Consider the following 20,537-nt stretch of genomic DNA (forward strand, 5'->3'; position numbering starts at 1 on the left):
CAAACTTGATGGGATTCGCTAACAGGAATGTTGCATTTACAACCGGACTCGGCTGGACCGGATCGTTTCGGCGTGAAGTGGCCCAGCTTACGTGGAGACCTCCCTGTGCGTATGTATCTTTCCCGCGTGGCGTTCGTTCGAACAACGCCACGCCGACGGCCTCCTCGAGACTCTGGACTTGCCGCGAGATAGCGGGCTGCGTCACGTGCAATTGTTCAGACGCCGCGCGTACGCTGCGCAATTCGGCGACAGCAATGAAATAGCGGAGATGCCGGAGTTCCATGGTGGGAAGGCAGAAAACGTCGGATGCCGATTCGGCACTTGCCCAAGCATCGTGAACAATCGTGGGCGCGGCATTGATCAGCGCCAGTCATTCACGCTGGCACCGTACGCCCGGAAGGAAACGCCCACGCCGGATCGCGTCTCAGCTGGCCGAGCCCATCGCCGATTGCTGATAGTTTTCAAGGCCGATCTTGTCGATCAACCCGAGCTGGATTTCCAGCCAGTCGATGTGATCCTCGGTGTCGTCCAGGATCTCGACGAAAATTTCCCGTGACACGAAGTCCCGCACGGATTCGCAGTACGCTATGGCTTCCTTGCACTGTGCCTGCGCCGTGCGTTCGAGCTTGAGGTCGCACTCGAGCACTTCGCGAACGTCTTCGCCGATCAGAAGTTTGCCAAGGTCCTGCAGATTGGGCAGGCCGTCGAGCATGAGAATTCGCTCGATCAGCTTGTCCGCATGCTTCATCTCCTCGATCGACTCGTCGTATTCATGTTTGCCGAGTCCTGCGAGCCCCCAGTGTCCGTAAAGTCGTGCGTGCAAAAAATACTGATTAATCGCCGTCAGCTCGTTCTTGAGTTCCGCATTGAGATATTCAATAACTTTCGGATCGGCTTGCATCACTCCCTCCGGGACGACGTGTCGGGACAATTACAACGAGCATAGACATTTGACGCGCGCAGCGCACGAACGAGAGCATCAATGAGAAGAATTCCGCGGTTTTGTCGGTCCAATATACGCAGAGGAATGACGCTTTAAGCCGCCTGGTGGCCGTCTGTAGTTTGCGAACAACTGGACCAGCGCAAGGTGGGAACTGGTCACGCTCGTGCGTGCCTGCCTGTCACGCGCGCGCCCAGCGAAAGCTTCCCGGCCTGCAATCGCGCCGGCAGATCGGGTATGATCGCGGCAGCCTCAACCGATGTTCGCATTCCTTACGACAGAATATCCATGGAAACAGATATGTCGACGTCAGAGCCGGACCGTGCGGGCTCCGTGTTCGAAGTGCTGTGGGTCTTTCTGAAACTGGGCCTGACGTCCTTTGGCGGCCCCATTGCCCATATCGGCTACTTCCGTCGCGAGTTCGTCGACCGGCGCCGCTGGCTCGACGACGAAACCTTCACGGATCTGGTCGGTCTCTGCCAGTTTCTCCCGGGTCCCGCCAGTAGTCAGACCGGTTTTTCGATCGGGCTGCTGCGCGCCGGCTGGCCAGGGGGCCTGGCCGCCTGGTGCGGCTTCACGTTGCCATCCGTCGCGCTATTGATCGCCTTTGCCATCATCGCGCCTGAACTCGGCGGCCCCGTGGGAAGCGGGCTGATTCACGGACTGAAACTCGTCGCCGTTGCCGTCGTCGCGCAAGCCGTCTGGGACATGGCGCGCCGCCTGTGTCCCGACCACCGCCGCGCCGGCATTGCACTCGTTGCGGTCGTGCTTCTTGCGGTCATGACGACGGCGTATGCACAGTTGATCGTCATCGTGCTGGGCGCCGCGCTCGGTATCGTGCTGTGCCGGTCCACGACTGCGGGAACCATCGCCGGTACGCGTCAGCATGCACTGGAGTTCCGCATATCGCGTACTGCCGGCCTGTTCGCGCTCGTCCTCTTTGGCGCCCTGCTTTTTGGGCTGCCGGCGCTTGCCGCATTCGATACGACGCACACCGTCCACGTGTTCGACGCTTTCTACCGTTCGGGCGCCCTCGTGTTCGGCGGCGGTCACGTGGTGCTGCCGTTGCTGCAGCGTGAGACCGTGGCAACGGGCTGGGTCTCGCCGAACGACTTTCTTGCGGGCTACGGAGCCGCCCAGGCCGTGCCCGGCCCGCTCTTTACGTTCGCGGCTTTTCTTGGATGGATCATGAGCGGTCCATCCAGTCATGCGCTGGGCGCCTGCGTGGCGCTGGCAGGCATCTTCCTGCCGGGCCTGCTTCTCGTGCTCGCCGCGCTGCCCTACTGGCAAGCGCTTCGCGCCCATCCCTCCATGGCGGCGATGCTGGCGGGCGTGAATGCAGCCGTGGTCGGGCTGCTCGCCATGGCGCTCTATTCGCCGGTGTGGACGAGCGCGGTCCAGTCACGGATCGACTTTGCGGTTGCGGTCATCGGCTTCTTTTTGCTCACGCGCTGGAAGGTGCCGCCGCTCGTTGTCGTCGTCTTCTCGGCGGCGGCTGGCGTGGCCGAAATGCTGCTTCGCTGAGTGGCGAGGCTCATCCTCGCCAGGCTTGAAGAAACCTGAGCCACGCCGTCGCGCCGGGATCGGCGTGACCGATGCTGCGTTCCTGCACCCACGCCGCGCGTCCTTTTTTCGACTGCAACGCAGCGGTGGCGCGCACCTGTCGCTCCGCCGTGTCGATCATCGCGTCGAGGAGCGCGCGCTCCTCGACGCCCGATTCGAACGCCTCGAGCGTATCGAGGCTCGGCACGAGTGCATCGAGCACCGTCTTGTCGCCGAGCTGCGACTTGCCCCGCTCGGCGATGCGCGCGGCCACCGCGCGCCCCATGGCGAGCGCTTCGCCCCGGCCCGCAACCTGGCTGCCCGCCACGGTCTTCGCCGCGGCGAGCAGGCCGCCGCCCACGAGCGCGCCGAACGTCGAAGGGTTGGCCGTCGAAAACGCCTTGCCCGTGGCGATCAGCACGTCGCCCAGCGCCGCGTCGGGCGGCAGCTTCGCAATGGCATCGGCTGCCGCGAGCGAGCCCGCCTTCACGGTGACGCCCAGGTCGCCGTCGCCGAGCGCGGCGTCGAGTTCGCGCAGTTCTTCCGCGCCGGCGGGCATCGCGTTCAATGCGCCGATGAGCCGTTCCCTGACTTCGCTGACCGAGAGGCTCATCGCGCACCTCCCTCGTCCACGCGCCATCCTTCGCGCCAGAACGGCGAGCGCACCGGCGCATCGAGCAGCGTGTCGAGTTCCTCGTCGAGCTGCATCACGGAAATCGAGGCGCCCGCCATTTCGAGGCTCGTCACGTACTCGCCCACATAGGCGCGCGCCACGCGCAGCCCCGCGGCGGCAACAGCCTGCGCGGCGCGCCGGTACAGCAGATACAGTTCTTCGAGCGGCGTCGCGCCGAGTCCGTTGACGAGCAGCGCCACGCTCGACCCCGCCGTCGCCTGCAAGTCGCCGAGGATCGCGCCCGCAAGCCGTTCGGCGATGGCATCCGCGCTCTCCAGCTTGCCGCGGTGCGTGCCCGGCTCGCCATGAATGCCGATGCCGATCTCCATCTCGCCATCGGGCAGCGTGAAGGTGGGCTTGCCGGCCGCCGGCAGGATCGTCGGCGAAAGGCCCACGCCCATCGTGCGAGTCGCGCCGTTTGCCTTCGCGGCAATGCGCGCGACTTCGTCAAGCGTGTCGCCGCGTTCGGCCGCCGCGCCCGCGCACTTGAAGCCGAACACCATGCCCGCCACGCCGCGGCGATCCGAGGCCCGCTCGGGCGGCGCGGAGGCGACGTCGTCGGCGACGAGCACGGTGCGGGTCTCGATGCCGTCCGCCTCGGCCAGGTCCGCGGCGAGATCGAAGTTGAAGACGTCGCCGCCGTAGTTGCCGTACAGGTAGAGCACGCCCGCGCCGCCGTGCACCGCCTTGGTGGCCTCGTAGATCTGCTCCGACGACGGCGACGAAAACACGTTGCCCACCGCCACGCCGCTCGCGAGCCCCTTGCCCACGTAGCCGAGAAAGCCCGGCAGGTGCCCGGAGCCGCCGCCCGTCACGATGCCGACCTTGCCCGCGTTCGGCGCGTCGGCACGCACGAGCGCGCGGCGGTCGGCCGTGACCGGCTTGAGCCAGCCCGGATGGGCGAGCAACAAGGCGTCGATCATCTCGTCGACAAAATGATCAGGATGATTAATGATCTTTTTCACGTGTCGCGTCTCCAGTAATGGGTGGCCTTCGCTCCACCGCTCACGTTGACTTCTCCGTTCAAAGCTTGCGCCGTTGGCTCAGCGCGTCGAGCAAAACGGCCGCGAGAATCACGCCGCCCTGGATGAATTGCGTCCAGAACGGATTGACGCCGAGCAGCGAAAGTCCGACATTGATCACGCCGATCAGCACCACGCCAATGAAGGTGCCGACGATCGAGCCGCGCCCGCCCGCGAGCGAGGTGCCGCCGATCACGACGCCTGCGATCACCTGCAGCTCCAGCCCGTTGGCCGCCGATGGCAACGCCGAGTTGAGCCGCCCCGCGAGCACGATGCCCGCAATGGCCGCGGTCACACCCGCGAACATGTAGGTGAGAAAGATCACGCGGCTCACCGGAATGCCCGCGAGGCGCGCCGCTTCCTTGTTGCCGCCCACGGCGAACACCTGGTGGCCGAATTCGGTCTTGCGCAGCAATACATGGCCAATGACGAATACGGCCAGCATCACGAGCATCGGCGCGGGCAGGCCCGCAAACGTCTTCGCGCCGAACGCGGTAAACACGGCGGGAAAGTCGAATTTCGTGCGCCCGTCCGAAATCGCGAGCGTGAGGCCGCGCCCCATTGCCATCATCGCGAGCGTGACGATGAACGGCACGAGCCGCAGCCACGCAATGCCGAAGCCGTTGAGTGCGCCCACCGCCGCGCCGGTGACGAGCGCGATCACGAGCCCTGCTACGCCGAGCCCGACGGCGTCCGGGCTCGCGCCGGCCATGACGGTCGCGGCCACCATGCCGCTCAGCGCGACGAGCGAGCCCACGGAGAGGTCGATGCCCGAGGTGATGATCACGAACGTGCCGCCCACGGCCGCGATGCCGACCACGGACACCTGCACCATGATGTTGGTGAGCGTGCTCGTGGTGAGAAATTCGGGCGACGCGAGCGAGAGCGCGATGCAGATCAGCACGAGCGCCGCAATGAGGGGCCCGAGGCCGCTGCGCAACTGACGCAGCACGCGCTGTTGCAGCGTTGGTGTTTCTTCGCGCGGTCGAACCGTGGTGGACGTCATGCTGCAACTCCGGTGGTAGCCCATTGAATGATCGTCTCCGAGCTGGCGTGCTCGCGCGCGACTTCGCCGACGATGCTGCCGCGATACATCACGAGCACGCGGTCCGACATGCCGAGCAGCTCGGGCAGTTCTGAGCTCACGAGCACGACGGCCGCGCCCGCGCGCGCCATCGCGACGATATGCGCATAGATCTCGGTCTTCGCGCCGACGTCGATGCCGCGCGTGGGCTCGTCGAGCAGGATCACGGCCGGCGACGTCGCGCTCGCGCGCCCGAGAATCACCTTCTGCTGATTGCCGCCCGAAAGATTGCCGGTGAGCGACGTGACCGAGGGCGCGCGCACCGCGAAGCGCTCGACTGCCTCGCGCGCGAGCCGGCGCTTTCTCGCCGCGCTCACGAAGCCGCCGCGCACCAGCGCCCGCAAGCTCGAAAGCGCGACGTTCTCTTCGATGCTCGCGTCGAGCACGAGCCCTTCGAGCTTGCGGTCCTCGGCGGTGTAGACAATGCCCGCGCGCATGCCTTGCGCGGGCGAGCGCAGCGCGAGCCTGCGCCCGCGCAGCCTCAGTTCGCCACGGGTAAGCGGCAGCGCCCCGCAAAGCGTCTTCAGAAGCTCGGTGCGCCCCGCGCCCGCAATGCCGCCAATGCCCACGATCTCGCCTGCGCGAATGCTGAAGCTCGCGTCGCGCAGCACGGGCGCGCTCGCCAAGTTGTGCGCTTCCAGCACGACGTCGCCGTAGGGCCGCGCCTCCCACGGATAGAACGAGTCGAGATTGCGCGCGACCATCGCCTGCACGAGCGCAGGTTCGTTCCATTCCGACATGGGCCGCGCGCCGACCGTCGCGCCGTCGCGCATCACCACGGCCGAATCGGCCAGTTCGAAGACCTCTTCGAGATGATGCGAAATGAAGATAATGCCCATGCCCGCCGCACGCAGTCGCCGCACGACGGCGTAGAGATGCTCGATGTCGTGATGCTGAAGCGCGGCCGTGGGCTCGTCCATCACGAGAATGCGCGCGTCGCGCGCGAGCGCCTTGGCGACCTCCACGAGCTGGCGTTTGTTGAGCGGCAGATCGCCCAGGCGCATGGCGGGCGGCACGCCTTCCAGCCCGACCTGAGCCAGCGCCTCGCGCGCCATGGCGTTGGCGCTGCGATGATCGACGAGGCCGTAGCGCCGCGGCATGCGGCCAAGAAAGAGGTTTTCGGCCACCGTCATGTCGTTGACGAGCGAAAGCTCCTGATAGATCACGGCCACGCCCGCGTCGATCGCGGCCTGGGTGCCGCGCGCGAGGCGTACGCCGTCGATCTCGATCGTGCCTTCGTCCGGCTCGTAAGCCCCGGAGAGCGTCTTGATGAGCGACGACTTGCCCGCGCCATTCTCGCCGACGATCGCCATCACGTGCCCCGCATGCAACTCGAGGTTCACGCCCCGCAGCGCCTTCACGCCGGGAAAGCTCTTCACGATGCCGTTCATGCGCAACAGCGGCGGCGCGCCTGGGCGGCCGCCCGCGCTGGTGTTCTCCTGCTGCGATACGTCCATTGCCGAACCTGATTCGCGTTTCATCCGTTCATCCCGGGCGCCGGCGCACGCGTCGCGCGCGCCCGGCGCTTAGGACCGCCCGTTACTGCTTGACTTCGAGCGCCCACAGACCGTATTGCTTCGCGCCGTCCGAATCGATGTTCGACTTGTCGATCAGATAGGTCGGCCACGCGTAGTTCGCGGGCACGTCCTTCTTCGCCTCGTAGTCGGTGATGAACGTCATCGCCTTGGCGGACATGCCGATCGGGTTCTGCGAGATCGTCGCGTCCTGCTTGCCCGCGCGGATCGCCGAAAGCGCCTGCGCCGTGCCGTCCGCGCCGATCACCATGATGTGGCCGGGGTCGCCGAGCGGCTTGTAGCGGCCCGCATTGTCGATGGCCTTTTCCGCGCCCACCGTGTTGTCGTCGTTCGCGCCGAATACCGCGTCGATCTGCGGATACTTCTGCAGAATGCTCGTCATCGCGTTGAGCGACTTCTCCTGGTCGAAGCCGCCTTCCTGGCGCGCGACGACCTTGATGTCGGGATACTTCGCGATCTCTTCCGAGAAGCCCTTCTCGCGATCGGTCGCCGCCGTGGTGCCGATCAGGCCGATCAGATCGACCACGTTGCCCTTGGGCGAGCCATAACGCTTGCTCAACTGGTCGGCGATCCACTTCGCGCCGGCGGCGCCGAGCGCTACGTTGTCCGAAGCGACGAACGAGGTCACCTTGCCGCCGTCCGAACCCCGGTCGAGCATGAAGACCGGCACGTTCATCGAATTGGCCTTCTCGACCGCCGGGATAATCGCCTTCGAATCGATCGGATTGAGCACGATCGCCTGCACGCCCTGGCTCAGCAGATTGAGCGTGTCGTTGACCTGCTGCTGTGCGTCGCCGTTCGCGTTCGTTTGCACGAGATCGAAGCCCTGCTTATCCGCGCCGCGCTCCACACCGTTCTTCAGGCCGACGAAGAACGCGTTATTGAGCGTGGCGATCGAGAAGCCAACCTTGATCTTCGTGACTGCCGGGGCCGCAGCCGCTGCCTGCGCCGGCGCACTCGCGGCGGCGGCGTCGGACGCGGCCGCCGTGGTCGAGGGCGACTCGCTCTTCGAGCAGCCTGCCAGCATCGCCGCGGCGGCGAACATCGTCACGCCGGCCGTGGCTCCCATGCGCGCGCTGCGCGCCACCCATCTGTCGAACCCTGCTGAACTCCACGCCATCACCGTCTCCTGTTTTTGATCTGCTGGTTTTTGACTGACCTGCGAACCGCCAACCGACTGCGTAATCGTTTGTACCGCGTGTGCCTTGCATTGCAACGACTGCCTGGACGCGAGCGCGCGGGTATTACCTGCGCGGGCCGTAGCCCTTGAACTTCTCGATGACTTCCTCCATTTGCGCGTCGGAAAGCAGCGGCGGCTCGCCGAGCTGGCAGGCCAGCAAATACTGCCTGGCGAGCACCTCCACTTCGTTTGCCAGCCACAACGCCCGCGCGAGATCGCGGCCGAGCGCGATGACGCCGTGATGCGCGAGCAGGCACGCGAGCCGCTCGTCCAGCGCTTCGAGCGCGTGATCGGAGAGCGCCTGGCTGCCGAAGGTCGCATACGGCGCGCAGCGAATCGAATTGCCGCCCGCCGCGGCCACCATGTAGTGATGCGCGGGTATGCCGCGACTGTGAATCGCGAGCGCCGTCGCGGCCTGCGAATGCGTATGGACCACGGCGTTCACGTCAGCGCGCGCACGCAGGATGTCGCGATGAAAACGCCACTCCGACGAGGGGCGTTGCGCTTCGAAGAGCGGATCGTCGTCGCGCACGTCGAGCGGCATCCAGACGATGCGCTCGCGCGTGAGCGCGGCGCTCGGCACACCACTCGGGGTCACCAGGAGTCCGTCATGCCAGCGCGCGCTCACGTTGCCCGAGGTGCCCTGATTGATGCCGAGGCGCTCCATCTCGCGCGCGGTATCGACGATCTGCTGGCGCATTTCGGTTTCCGCGCGCGCGTCGCGCGCGCGTTCCGCCGTCTCGCCCGCACGGCGGCCTTCGCTTGCGCCGCTCACGCTGCCGCTCCGGTAGCGAACAGCGCGGCAAGACTTGCCTCGAAGGGCGCGCGCACGATGCCCCGCTCCGTCACGATGCCGGTCACGAGCGTATGGGGCGTGACATCGAACGCAGGGTTGCGCACCTGAATGCCCTCGGGCGCGGTGCGTTGCCCCGCGAGATGCGTCACCTCCGCCGCGCCGCGCTCCTCGATCTCGATGTCCGCGCCGCTGGCGGTGCGCAGATCCAGCGTCGACGAGGGACACGCCACATAAAAGGGAATGCCGAAGTGCTTCGCCGCGATCGCCACGCCGAGCGTGCCGATCTTGTTCGCGACGTCGCCGTTCGCGGCCACGCGATCCGTGCCGACGATCACGAGGTCGATGAGCCCTTGGGCCATCAGGGTCGGCGCCATGCTGTCGGTGATCAGCGTGACGTCGAGCCCCGCCTGCTGCAGTTCGTAAGCGGTGAGCCGCGCGCCTTGCAGGAGCGGTCGCGTCTCGTCCGCATAGACGCGAAACGCCACGCCGTCGCGATGCGCGCAATAGAGCGGCGCGGTCGCCGTGCCGATGCCCGCCGTGGCCAGCGCACCGGCATTGCAGTGCGTGAGCACGCCGCTGCCGGGCGCGATCAGCGAGCGCCCGGCTTCGCCGATGCGCGCGCACAACCCGATATCCTCTTGATGAATACGCTTCGCCTCGGCAACGAGCGTTTCATATAATGTCGCGCCCGTCGCGCCGGACTCCGCGCGTGCGTGTGAGAGCATCCGCTCGAGCGCCCAGCGCAAATTCACCGCGGTGGGCCGCGCGCTGTCCAGATACGCGGCGTGCGCTGCGAGACGCGCGAGGAACGTATCGCGCGATCCGGTTGGCTCGTGCCGCATCGCTACACACAGGCCATAGGCGGCCGCGACGCCGATCGCCGGTGCGCCGCGAACGCGCAACTCGTGGATCGCGCGCCAGACCGCCTCGACACTGTCCACGGCCTCGACCACGCATTCGCGCGGCAAACGCGTCTGGTCGAGCAGATAAAGGGTGTCGTCGCGCCACTCGATGGTGGGCGGAAGACTCGATTGCTGCGCCTGCAACGTCATACGTTCTCCGTCGATGCCGGTTGTCCGGGCGCTGCCGCTCATGCGGCAGCCTGTATTCGTTTAAACCAATTCGGTGAGCACCTGTGCGGCCAGCGCCGTGACCGCCTCGATCGACGGCAGCTCGCGGCGCCGTACCAGCAGCGCTTCGGCGAGCTTCAGGCAGCGCACTTCCACACGCGCGCGCACCGCGTCGTCCTTGATGCCCGTAATTTCCGCCACCTTCGCCATGCCGACGATGCGGCGGATCATCTTGCAGCCCGCAAAACCGAGCGTATCGGCGAAGAGGCGATTGATGAAATCGTCGCGGAAGGCCTGAGCCGCACGCGTGCCCGCCGGGCCGCCGATATACGCGTGGCCGGTCTCGCGCTCGTGCAGCCGCCAGATCTGCCCGAACTTTTGCGCGAAGGCGTTCCACACGGCCTCCACCTGCTCGAGCAGCCAGCCTTGGTAGGCTGCCGGGTCGCGTCTCGCCTCGCGGTCGTGCCAGTCGCGCGCGTAATACGCGAGCAGCAGGTTCGCAATGAACGCGCCCGTGTCGAAGCCCATCGGCCCATAGAACGCGAACTCGGGGTCGATCACATACGTCTCGTGCTCGTTCGCCATGATCGAGCCCGTATGCAGGTCGCCGTGCACGAGCGTTTCCGCATGATTCATGAAGGCCCACTTCATCTCGCCTGCCGCGAGCCTCAGCGGCTCGTGCGTGCGCAGCCGTTCGATCGCAGCCGCGGGCAGCGCGGGGCTGTAGACATTCGAGGGATGATCTTCGAACGGAAACGTGAAGACGAGTTCCTCGGTAATCTTGCACAATTCGGTGTTGATGTCGCCGCCTACGGCCGCTTTCTTGGCATCCGGCGCAAGATAGAGATCGGAGCCGTGAAAGAGCGTGCGGGCCAGAAACGTGGAGATGTGATCGGCGAGCCGCGGATACACGATGCCGTCGATCAGCCCCCCGCGCAGCACACGATGCGAATCGAGCCGCTGCATCACCATCAGGAACTTCTCGCTATCCGCGTGGAAGACGCTCGGCACGTGTTCCGGGCACAGCGCGCCGAAGCGGCGCAACGCCGCCACTTCGCGCTCCATGCGCTCGCGCGGCAAGGGCCATGCTTCACCGACCAGTCGCAGGTACGGCGGCGCCTGTTTCACCACGACGCTCAGGCGCGGGTCGCGCGTGCTGCTCACGAAGTAGACGTAGTTCAGATTGCCGTCGCCCACTTCGACGACCTGCAATTCCCTGTCGTCGCCAAGCCTTGCGCAAACGGCCGGAACGCCGAGCAGATAGTCGGTCAATTCGGCAGAACTGAAAGCTTCGAAGTGCATACGTTCTTCCTGTCCGGAAATGGGCCGCCGGCCCGCCTAACGTCGCTTGCGCACGAGATCGAACTTGAAAATGCTGGCGTTGTAATAGTCGTTGCTGTAGCAGACCGCGCGGCCGGTCTCGTCGAAATCCACTTCGTCGATCAGCAGGAACATGCCGATGCTCTCCTGCAGTTCCGGCAAATCCCGCGGCGTGAGAACGGTCGGCTGGATCGAACTATGGGTGTGGGAGAGCCGCACGCCCGCCCGCTCCAGCGTGCCGAACAGCGACTCGCCCAGCTCCTGCCCTTCGAGCAGCGCCTTGGGCACGATGTCGATGCAGTAAGCGGCGATCGCATCGTCGGCACGCCGCACGCGTTCGAAGCGCACGCACGGATCGCCTTCGGCGAGGCCGAGCTTTTGCGCGAGGCTGCCGGAAGCCGCGATCGTCCTCACCTGCAGACGGCTCGTGGAAGGCACCGCACCGACACTGCGTATCATGTCCGTCACAGACATCAGATCATCCAGACCGCCTTGCAGCTTGAGCGTGATTTGTCTGACGAAGGTCCCCTTACCGTGCACGCGCGTGAGAAGACCGTGCGAAATCATCTGCGCGACCGCCTCGCGCAAGCTGGAGCGGCCCACGCGCAACAGCTCGCAAAGCTCCGGCTCCGGGGGGATTTGATCGCCCGGCTTGAGCGAGCGCTCGCGGATCATTTCCAGCAGCGAATCCTGGATTCGCTCGCACATCGACTGATCGACGCTCAGGCGCATGGCTTCGCAAGTTTGCGTGGGTTGGCTACGTTGCGCTTCAATCTACATCAGACGTCTGATGTTATGGGCTCGTGGTTTTCCCTTTCATGCGGCGCAACATGGCGAGGGCTGCGGCGGCGCGCTGCGCTATTTGACGCTCACCGAAAGCGGCACCGACTCGAGCAGATCCTCGATCCCGAGCCACAGGATCTGCAGGCCGATGCACAGCAGCACAAAGGCGAGCAGGCGCATGAGCACTTCCGTCCCGACCGGTCCGAGCCGCTTGCCGACGTGCCCCGCGAAACGCACACAGAGATAGATGCAGCCGCAAAGAACGATCAAGGCGAGCAGCACGCCGACGACATTGACGAGTTGCACGTGACCGCGTGGCCGGCCCGTGCCCAGCGCAATCGCGACCGCGATCGAACCCGGTCCAACGGTAACCGGCAGCGTGAGCGGATAAAACGCCATGGCGCGCAGCGTCGCCTGGCGCGCCGAATCCGGCGGCGCCTGCGATTGTGCCGCCTCCGCGCCATCGGGCGATTTGTGCAGCAGGTTCCAGCCGGCGAACGCGATGACCAGCCCGCCCGCCACCCGCAACACGGGTATCGATATGCCGAAGAACGAGAGCACATAGGCGCCCATCAGCAGCGCCCCGAGCAGAATGAACAGGCTGTTGATGGCGATGATCCGCGCGAGAAATGCGCGTTCGCTGGCCGTCGCATGCGGCAGCATGCTCAGTACGATGAACCCCGCCGCGGGCGGATTGATAACGGGAAAGAGTCCTGCGAAGACGAGCAGGAAGGTGTCGGAGAGTTGATTGAGCATCCCTGTTCCCCCTTGGCATCACGGAGTATACGGACCCGCTCGCCGCCCGTTCAATACGACGATGGTCCCACTGGGTGACGATTATGGAACCGGAATGGAACTTCATCGGCCGATGCGGCTCGAACAATGCCGCCAGAATCTCGACGCGCGCCGCGCAGACCCAACGTACAAGCCCATCTGTCGATGCCTTTCGCTTCCCGACTTCGATTGCTGTCCAGCCTGCTCGCCCTGATCGTCGCGGGCCTCGCGGCCGGCGCGGCTCCGGTCTGCGCCCATGCAGCCGCTCATCACACCGCGGCGGAAAGAACCGTTCACGCCACGCCCAAAAGGAAAAAGAAAGTCGCGCACAAGACCAAGCCCGCGCACCGTTCGATGCCCGCTGATGCGCCCTCCACCAAGCTCTCCGGGACGAAGCGCCGCACCAAACGCGCGAAGCCCAGACACGGCCCGCCGCCGGCGCCGCATCACGCCGCGCACGCGAGCGCCAAAAGCGCGCACGCCCCTCGCCTGCTCGCCCGCTGCGGCTTTACGCCGGCCTCGCGCAAGCAGCTCTTTTCGCATGCGATCTACGTCGTCGACGAAAACACCCACACGCCGCTCTACGCGCGCCATGCCGACACGGTGGCGCCCATCGCATCGGTGTCGAAGCTCATGACGGCCATCGTCTGGCTCGATAGCGCGCATGCGCCGCTGCAACAGCGGCTTTCGGTCACGACCGCCGATCTCGACACGCTCAAGTTCACGCATTCGCGCCTCGGCGTGGGAGCCTCGCTCACCCGCGCGAACATGCTGCACGTTGCGCTGATGTCCTCGGAAAACCGTGCGGCTTCGGCGCTCAGCCGCGACTATCCGGGCGGGCAGGCTGCGTTCATCGCGGCAATGAACGCGAAAGCGCAGCGTCTCGGCATGAAGCACACGCATTTCGTCAACGCGACGGGGCTCTCGCCGCAGAACGTCTCAACCGCGCGCGAGCTGGCGAGCCTGGTGCGCGCAGCCAACGGCTACTCGCTGATTCGCCGCTATTCGATCGACCATCAGGAACGCGTGCCCACTGGCCGCGGGCAGTTGCTGTATGTGAACAGCAATCGGCTGGTGCGCTACGGCCAGGTGCGCGCGAGCGTGCAGAAAACCGGCTTCATCAACGAGTCCGGCCACAATATGGTGATGCGCGTGATGGTGCACGGCCGGCGGCCCGTGATCGTCACGATGCTAGGGAGCGCCACGCCCGAGGGTTCGCGCCTGGACGGCGTGCGAATCGCGCACTGGCTGTCGTGCTCCTTGCGCTGAGCGAGCACGACAGGGCGTCTTCACATCAACGCCCTGCGCTCGCCGAGCGCATTCCAGCGGCGGATGGCGCGGCTTTCGTGGTCGAAGCCGAGAATGCTGACCGAAGCCGTGTCGAGATACAGATGCTCGCCGAGCGCCGCCGAACCGGAAGCCCAGCAGCCCCCCAACGCGCGCAGGAAATGCGCGTGCGAAAAGAGCGCCACGCGGCCCCGCATCGCCAGCAGCCCCTCGATCACCGCCGCGGCGCGCGTCTGAACCCGCGCGAGATCCTCGCCATGCGCGATGGGCGAATGCCACACGCTCCAGTCGGGTTCGGTCTTGCGGATCTCCGCTGTCTTGAGACCTTCGTAAATCCCGTAGTCCCACTCGTGCAGGTCGGCCGAAATCGTCATCTCGTCGCCGAGGCCCGCAAGCTGGCACGTCTCGATGGCGCGCGCCATCGGGCTGCATAGCACCGCGTCGAAGTGCTGTGCGGCGAGCGACGGCGCCAGCGAGCGCGCCTGCTCGCGCCCGTGCCCGGTGAGCGCGATATCGGTGCGGCCGGTGTGCTGCCCGGAGAGGCTCCATTCCGTTTCACCATGACGGATCAACCAGACTTCGCGCAGTCCGGAGGACACACTGGCAGGATTGGCACACATCGGGAACTCCACGTTCGTGCCCCGCGCGGGACACGCGGGATGTCCGCAGCATACCTGTTTTGGGGGCATCTGGCCGTGCCGCTACCCTGTTGTTCCACATGGCAAAATGAAGGCATATCGAAAGCGACGAGGCTGTCATGCCGCGCCGCTTCCTCATTCATTTGGAGTCCGCAGTAACCGGCTTCAGAAAAGATGCGAGATACCGAGCACGGCAAGCGTTTGCGACGATTGCGGGGCCGTAACCGAAATGCCGGGCCAGCTCATCATCGCCTGGCCGTGGTTCTTCAGATACCCCGCGCGCGCGTAAAGGCTCGTGCGCTTCGAGATCTGCCGATCGTAGCCCAGTTCGATGCCGAGCGTTTCGTCGTTGACGCCGTGAATGTTGCGCTGAATGCCGGCGATCTGGATCGCGTCGAACGAGGTGGCCTGAATCGTCGCGCCAACCTCCGTCACGTTGTACGCATGCGCGGAGCCGAGCGCGGCCGCGAGCGAATGCGCGGGCGGTGTCTTCGGCCTCGCATAGGAATAATTCGCCTGCAGGTTGACAATGCCGATACGGTAGGCAAGCGCCGCCGTGTAATGCTCCGTGCCCACGAGCGTAAGGGCGGCCGGCAGGCCGGGCACGGTTTCCGTGCCCGCATGTTCGTTCATGTAGGCCAGGCCGACGAAGAGGCCATAGCCGGTATAGGTCGCGGAAACGTCGAGAATATTGCCCGTGGTCGCCGGCACCGGCTGCGTGACGGTCGCAGCGAAACCATACATGGCGTTGAGCTGGAATCCGGCCAGTTTCGGCGAGACATACAGGATCGAGTTGCTCGTGCGGCCCGCGGCGTACTGCGTGGAGAGCGTATTGCGATCGGTCGCGAGCACGGCGGCCGAAAGCGGCGAAAGCACCTCGTTGGCGCGAAACGGATCGCTCGGGTAGACGGCCCGGAAGCTCGGCTGGTACTGCCTGCCGAACGTGAGCGCGCCGTAATCGCCGTGTGCCACGCCGACCCACGCCTGGCGATAGAACAAGGCGGTCGTGTCCGCAAAACCCGTGCCGTTGTTGAGGTTGAAGCCGTTTTCGAGCACGAAATTGGCCTTGAACCCGTTGCCGAGGTCTTCGGAACCCTTCAGGCCGAACATCGAGCCCGTCGAACCGCCGCTGCGCTGGGAAACCGACGCGGTGCCGCCGTTGTTCAGGTACTGGAAGAACGTGTCGGCCACACCGTAGAGCGTCACACTCGTCTGGGCGCAGGCGGCGCTCGCGGCCATTGCGAACGTCGCGCCCATCACACCCTGGCTAATCAGCTTCAAACGCATGCATGTCTCCTCTTCTGTTGTCGGTATCCGCTCGTTGGCGGAATGGATCGCACTGCGAATTACCAAAGAACCCGGCCCAATAAAGCTTCCGGTTGAATCGGGTACGCGAACCTCAGCGCGCCCCACGGCCCTCCTTTGCGGGCTGCAGCCAGAGAAAGCCCGCCACGCCCGCTACGGCGAGCAGCGCGCCCATTGCGCCGAAACCCGCTTCGTAGCCGCGTGGGCCCGCCGTCGAAGTGACGAGATGTCCCATGAGCGCCGGCGCGAACAAGCCGGCCGTCGTCGCGAGCGCATGAACGGTCGAGAGCATGGCTGCGCGGTTCGCGCCCGGCACGACTTCGGCCACGAGTTGCGGCCCGAACGTGAACGCCTGCGTGGCGAATGCGCAGGCCAGGCCCACCAGCGCCACCTTCGTGAGCGGCGGCCACGATGCAAACGAGACACACAGCAAGATCCCGCCGACCGTGCAGCACGCGCTCACGAGCACGCCTCGCGCGATGCGCGTCGAGACGCTGCGCCTGAGCAGCGCGTGCGAGAGCGTGGCCAGCGCGAACCCCACCGGCACCTGCAAAAGCACCTGCAGACCGAACAGCCACCCTGCACGCGCGGGGGGCATGCCCAGCCCGAGGCGGAAATAAACGGGCATCCACGTGATGCCGCAGGCGACGACCGCATAGCCCGCGAACGACTGGAACAGGACGGTCAGCACCGTGGCGCTGCCGAAGTGCGAGCGCAACACACGCCAGCCGGGCGTGACGGCGCGCGGGGCGGCCGCCGCCCGAACGCGCATGCGTGGCGCCCCCGCAAACCGCACCGCGAGCCATAGCGCGACCCACGCCACGCCGGCTACGCCGAGTGCGAGGAACGTGGCGCGCCAGTGCCAGCGCTGCTCGACGTAGGTCAACGCGGGCCCGGCCAGCACGAGCCCCGCCGTCGCGCCGAGCTGCACGATCAACGTGGGCAGGCTGCGTCGCCGGTCGTCGAAGGCCTCATACGTCACGTGCATCGCGAGCGGCAATGCGGGACCTTCGCCCGCACCCAGCACGATGCGGCACAGCACGAGCGTCGCGAAGCTTGCTGGCCAGATCATCGGCAACTGCGCGGCCACCCAGACGAGCGCAAGCCCGGCGAGCAGCCACGTGGGATCGAGGCGGTCCGCGATCCAGCCCACGCCGATGGCCGACACGGCGAACAGCACGAAAAATGCGCTGCCGACGATGCCAAGCTGCGCCGGGCTCAATCCCATGTCCCGCATCATCGGCACCGCGACCAGGCCGACTACGGCTTTATCGGCGAAATTGAGCGCCATGAACAGAAACAGCGCGGCGACCGTGGCCCAGCCGTTACGCGCACGCACAGCGTGTGTCGCGGCCACGGGTTGTTCGATCTGAAGCATGAGTCTTGACCTCGGGGTTCTAACGCGGCGCGTATCGATTCGTTATCCGAATCAACTAGGAAGCAACAGAAAGCGTAACGACAGGCGCCGTCTACATGCCGGTGCGCATCAAGTCCGCCGCCTTTTCCGCGATCATGATTGCAGCGGCATTGGTATTTCCGCTCACAAGTGTCGGCATGATCGACGCGTCCACGACGCGTAGTCCCGTCACCCCGCGCACGCGCAACTGCGGATCGACGACCGATTGCGTGTCGGCGCCCATGCGGCAGGTGCCCACCGGGTGGTACACCGTGTCGGCGTTGCGGCGCACGAATGCGCGGATCGCCTCATCGCCCTCCGTCTCCCGCGCGATGTCGTCCGTGAACAATTCGCGGCCGCCATGGCGCGCGAGCGCGTCCTGCGCGAAGATCCGGCGCACCAGCTTCACGCCCGCGACCATGCCTGCCATGTCGCGTTCGTCGGCGAGAAAACGCGGGTCGATCGACGGGGTATCGTGCATGTGAGGCGAGCGCAACGTCACCGCGCCGCGGCTGTGCGGCCGCAGCACGCAGGCGTGGCACGAATAGCCGTGCCCGCGCGGCGGCTTGCCTTCGCCGCGGTTGCCGAGCATCGCGGGCACGAAATGCAGTTGCAGGTCGGGTGCCGCGAGACCCGGCGCACTCCGCACGAATGCGCCCGCCTCGGCGAGGTTCGACGTGACCATGCCCGTGCGCTTGCGCCGGTAGCGGTGAATCTCGCGGGCGAGCCGCATCAGGCCGGGCATGGAGCGCCCGAACAGCTCGGTCGACGCGACCTGCTTGTTCACGATGATGTCCAGATGGTCCTGCAGATTCTGGCCCACCTGCGGCGCGTCATACACGACCTCGATGCCGAATTCGCGCAGATGCGCCGCCGGTCCGACGCCCGAAGCCATGAGCAGCTGCGGGGAATGAAACGCTCCCGCGCTCACCACGATCTCGCGGCGCACTCGCACGGTTTGCACAACGCCGTCACGCCATATCTCGACTGCCGCGGCGCGTCCCCCTTCGAACACGATGCGCTGCGCCCGCGCCCCGGTCAGCACCGTGAGCCATTCGCGGCCGCCGTTGTGCGCCGTGTCGCCGCGATACCCGCCGTGCAGCCAGGCGCGTGCCGTGTTCCAGCGTTCGCCGTCGCGTTGCGTGACCTGATAGAGGCCGACGCCCTCCTGGTCCAAGCCATTGAAGTCGGGGTTCGGCTTCAGGCCCGCCTGCAATGCCGCTGCGATAAAGTGCTGCGAGAACGGATTGGGCGAGCGCAATTCGTTCACATGCAACGGGCCACGCGCACCGTGAAAGCGATCGTCGTCACGACCGGCGCAACGCTCGTTCGACTCGCTGCGGCGGAAATACGGCAGCACGTCTTCGTAGCTCCAGCCGGTACAGCCCGCGTTCGCCCACGCGTCGAAGTCCGCGCGATGCCCGCGAATGTAGACCATGCCGTTGATCGACGAACTGCCGCCGAGACCCCGCCCTCGCGGCTGATACGAGCGGCGGCCGAGCAAGCCGGCTTGCGGCTCGGTATGAAACGCGTAGTTGCGTGGCCCTTCGCGCGGCACCGTCACCGCGATACCGAGCGGGGCCCACACCGTGTAGTGGTGATCGCTCGGTCCCGCTTCGATGAGCGCGACGCTCGGGCCCGCGCTTTCGGCAAGGCGCGCGGCAATTGCGCAACCCGCCGACCCCGCGCCGATCACGACGTAGTCGAATTCCTGTGCGGGTCGGTTCATGCCGCGCAGCCCGTGATCTGCTTGTATTCGAGGAACTCGGCGAGACCATACGCGCCGTGCTCCCGCCCATTGCCGGACGCCTTCCTGCCGCCGAACGGCGCCGCGAGATCCATCTTCGCGCCGTTGATCTGCACGCTGCCCGCGCGAAGCCGTGCCGCTACGCGACGAACGCACGCCGCGTCGCCGGACCACACGTAAGCGGCGAGGCCATACGGCGTGTCGTTCGCGATCGTGACGGCCTCTTCCTCCGTATCGAACGGAAGGATGGCGAGCACCGGACCGAAGATCTCTTCACGCGCGATCGTCATGTCGTTGCGCACGTCGGCGAACACGGTGGGCCGCGCGAAGAAACCGCGTGACAGGTGAGCGGGCCTGCCCTCGCCGCCCGCCACGAGACGCGCCCCCTCTTCGATGCCGATCGCGATCATCCGCTGGACTTTCTCGTACTGGGCACGATTGGAAATCGGGCCGAGGATCGTGTCCGCGGCGGCCGGATCGCCGACCTTCAGCGCGTTGACCGCCGCGCAGGCGACTTCGATGGCCGCATCGTACTGGCTGCGTTGTACGAGCAAGCGCGTGGGCGCGATACAGGTTTGCCCCGAATTCAGCATGCAGGCCAGCACGCTCGCCTTCACCGCGGTCGGCAGATCGGCGTCTTCGAAGATGAGGCTCGGCGACTTGCCGCCCAGTTCCTGCGCCACGCGCTTGACCGTGCCCGCCGCGCTCGAGGCGACCTGCGCGCCCGCTCGCGTCGAGCCCGTGATCGACACCATGTCGATGTCGGGATGGCCGGACAGTGCCGCGCCCACTGTCGCGCCGTCGCCGTAGACCAGGTTGAATACGCCGGGCGGCACGCCCGCCTCGTCGAGTATCTCTGCGAACAGACGCGCGTCGAGCGGCGCAATCTCCGAAGGCTTGACCACGACCGTGCAGCCCGCCGCAAGCGCCGGCGCGACCTTCGCCGCGATCTGGTTGAGCGGCCAGTTCCACGGCGTGATGAGTGCGACCACGCCCACGGCTTCGCGCACGATCTCGGTCGAGCCGCGCCGCTCGCTGAATTCGAACGACTCCAGTGCGGCGCGCACGCTCTGCAGCTGCGCGAGGCCCACGCGCGCCTGCAGTTCGTGGCTCAACTTGATCGGCGCGCCGATTTCCGTGCTCACTGCACGCGCAAGTTCGTCATAGCGCGCGGTATAGCGCTCGATGATGCGCGTGAGCAGCGCCACGCGGCTCGCGACACTCGTGCCCGACCACGCGGGCCACGCGGCGCGCGCCGCGGCCACGGCGCGCTCGACATCGGCGTGCGTGCCGAGGAGCACCGTTCCCACCACCGCCTCCGTGACAGGGCACACCATCTCATGAATACTTGCGCCTGGCGCGGGCGCGACCCACTGGCCGCCTATGTAGTACTGATCGATCTTGTGCACGGGTAACGATTCCTGTCGATTGAGATGTGCAGTGAA

At 66.1% G+C, this 20,537-nt stretch carries 18 protein-coding genes and 1 pseudogene; 2 read left to right on the forward strand and 17 right to left on the reverse strand.

The features are described from left to right. Positions 1–121: 121 nt before the first annotated feature. A pseudogene (locus AB4Y40_RS06425) lies at positions 122–283 on the reverse strand (LysR family transcriptional regulator); the annotation flags it as partial. A gap of 141 nt (positions 284–424) precedes the next feature. After that, on the reverse strand, positions 425–901 hold the full coding sequence (gene bfr, locus AB4Y40_RS06430) for a bacterioferritin (RefSeq protein WP_368686915.1): 477 nt from the start codon (positions 899–901) through the stop codon (positions 425–427). A 327-nt stretch (positions 902–1,228) separates the two neighbouring features. Here bfr and chrA point away from each other — a divergent pair, with 327 nt between their 5' ends. Then, positions 1,229–2,464 (forward strand): chromate efflux transporter, encoded by a 1,236-nt coding sequence (gene chrA / locus AB4Y40_RS06435; RefSeq protein ID WP_368686916.1) that lies wholly within the window; start codon positions 1,229–1,231, stop codon positions 2,462–2,464. A gap of 10 nt (positions 2,465–2,474) precedes the next feature. Here chrA and AB4Y40_RS06440 read toward each other — a convergent pair whose 3' ends face one another. The 10 genes from AB4Y40_RS06440 to AB4Y40_RS06485 all read right to left on the reverse strand — a co-directional run bounded on the left by AB4Y40_RS06440 (position 2,475) and on the right by AB4Y40_RS06485 (position 12,701). Next, positions 2,475–3,095 carry a DAK2 domain-containing protein gene (locus AB4Y40_RS06440; protein WP_368686917.1) on the reverse strand — a complete coding sequence of 207 codons (621 nt, stop codon included), beginning with the start codon at positions 3,093–3,095 and terminating at the stop codon, positions 2,475–2,477. Further along, on the reverse strand, positions 3,092–4,120 hold the full coding sequence (locus tag AB4Y40_RS06445; RefSeq protein WP_368686918.1) for a dihydroxyacetone kinase subunit DhaK: 1,029 nt from the start codon (positions 4,118–4,120) through the stop codon (positions 3,092–3,094). The genes AB4Y40_RS06440 and AB4Y40_RS06445 overlap by 4 nt, the downstream gene beginning before the upstream one ends. A 58-nt stretch (positions 4,121–4,178) precedes the next feature. Then, on the reverse strand, positions 4,179–5,183 hold the full coding sequence (locus AB4Y40_RS06450) for an ABC transporter permease (protein WP_368686919.1): 1,005 nt from the start codon (positions 5,181–5,183) through the stop codon (positions 4,179–4,181). Then, positions 5,180–6,718 carry a sugar ABC transporter ATP-binding protein gene (locus AB4Y40_RS06455; protein ID WP_368687114.1) on the reverse strand — a complete coding sequence of 513 codons (1,539 nt, stop codon included), beginning with the start codon at positions 6,716–6,718 and terminating at the stop codon, positions 5,180–5,182. Before AB4Y40_RS06455 ends, AB4Y40_RS06450 begins: the two co-directional genes overlap by 4 nt. Before the next feature lie 82 nt (positions 6,719–6,800). Beyond that, complete coding sequence (locus AB4Y40_RS06460) at positions 6,801–7,916, reverse strand: sugar ABC transporter substrate-binding protein (protein ID WP_368686920.1); 1,116 nt, start codon at positions 7,914–7,916, stop codon at positions 6,801–6,803. A gap of 124 nt (positions 7,917–8,040) precedes the next feature. Beyond that, positions 8,041–8,676 (reverse strand): class II aldolase/adducin family protein, encoded by a 636-nt coding sequence (locus tag AB4Y40_RS06465; protein WP_368687115.1) that lies wholly within the window; start codon positions 8,674–8,676, stop codon positions 8,041–8,043. 71 nt (positions 8,677–8,747) lie between these two features. Beyond that, entirely contained in the window at positions 8,748–9,824 is a 1,077-nt protein-coding gene (gene mtnA, locus AB4Y40_RS06470) for an S-methyl-5-thioribose-1-phosphate isomerase (protein WP_368686921.1), read from the reverse strand. Positions 9,825–9,884: 60 nt separating this feature from the next. Then, on the reverse strand, positions 9,885–11,144 hold the full coding sequence (gene mtnK, locus AB4Y40_RS06475; protein WP_368686922.1) for an S-methyl-5-thioribose kinase: 1,260 nt from the start codon (positions 11,142–11,144) through the stop codon (positions 9,885–9,887). Between the two features lie 36 nt (positions 11,145–11,180). Further along, positions 11,181–11,894: a GntR family transcriptional regulator gene (locus tag AB4Y40_RS06480; protein ID WP_368686923.1), complete on the reverse strand. Its 714-nt coding sequence runs from the start codon at positions 11,892–11,894 to the stop codon at positions 11,181–11,183. 126 nt (positions 11,895–12,020) lie between these two features. Next, positions 12,021–12,701 carry a MarC family protein gene (locus tag AB4Y40_RS06485; protein ID WP_368686924.1) on the reverse strand — a complete coding sequence of 227 codons (681 nt, stop codon included), beginning with the start codon at positions 12,699–12,701 and terminating at the stop codon, positions 12,021–12,023. Between the two features lie 207 nt (positions 12,702–12,908). On the opposite strand from AB4Y40_RS06485, the gene AB4Y40_RS06490 reads away from it, so the two are divergent. Next, positions 12,909–13,988 carry a serine hydrolase gene (locus AB4Y40_RS06490; protein ID WP_368686925.1) on the forward strand — a complete coding sequence of 360 codons (1,080 nt, stop codon included), beginning with the start codon at positions 12,909–12,911 and terminating at the stop codon, positions 13,986–13,988. Positions 13,989–14,008: 20 nt separating this feature from the next. Here the strand turns inward: AB4Y40_RS06490 and AB4Y40_RS06495 are convergent, their stop codons facing one another. From AB4Y40_RS06495 to AB4Y40_RS06515, 5 genes are all read right to left on the reverse strand, one after another. After that, positions 14,009–14,626, reverse strand: a complete 618-nt coding sequence (locus AB4Y40_RS06495; protein ID WP_368686926.1) for a histidine phosphatase family protein — start codon at positions 14,624–14,626, stop codon at positions 14,009–14,011. A 183-nt stretch (positions 14,627–14,809) separates the two neighbouring features. Next, positions 14,810–15,931: a porin gene (locus tag AB4Y40_RS06500; RefSeq protein ID WP_368686927.1), complete on the reverse strand. Its 1,122-nt coding sequence runs from the start codon at positions 15,929–15,931 to the stop codon at positions 14,810–14,812. 112 nt (positions 15,932–16,043) lie between these two features. After that, entirely contained in the window at positions 16,044–17,327 is a 1,284-nt protein-coding gene (locus AB4Y40_RS06505; protein WP_368686928.1) for an MFS transporter, read from the reverse strand. A 91-nt stretch (positions 17,328–17,418) separates the two neighbouring features. Beyond that, positions 17,419–19,074, reverse strand: a complete 1,656-nt coding sequence (locus AB4Y40_RS06510; protein ID WP_368686929.1) for a GMC family oxidoreductase — start codon at positions 19,072–19,074, stop codon at positions 17,419–17,421. Further along, a complete protein-coding gene (locus tag AB4Y40_RS06515; protein ID WP_368686930.1) occupies positions 19,071–20,501 on the reverse strand; it encodes an aldehyde dehydrogenase family protein in 1,431 nt (476 codons plus the stop codon). The genes AB4Y40_RS06510 and AB4Y40_RS06515 overlap by 4 nt, the downstream gene beginning before the upstream one ends. Positions 20,502–20,537: the final 36 nt, after the last annotated feature.

Origin of the sequence: Paraburkholderia sp. EG287B (assembly GCF_040965595.1) — a bacterium.
Classification (GTDB): Bacteria; Pseudomonadota; Gammaproteobacteria; order Burkholderiales; family Burkholderiaceae; genus Paraburkholderia.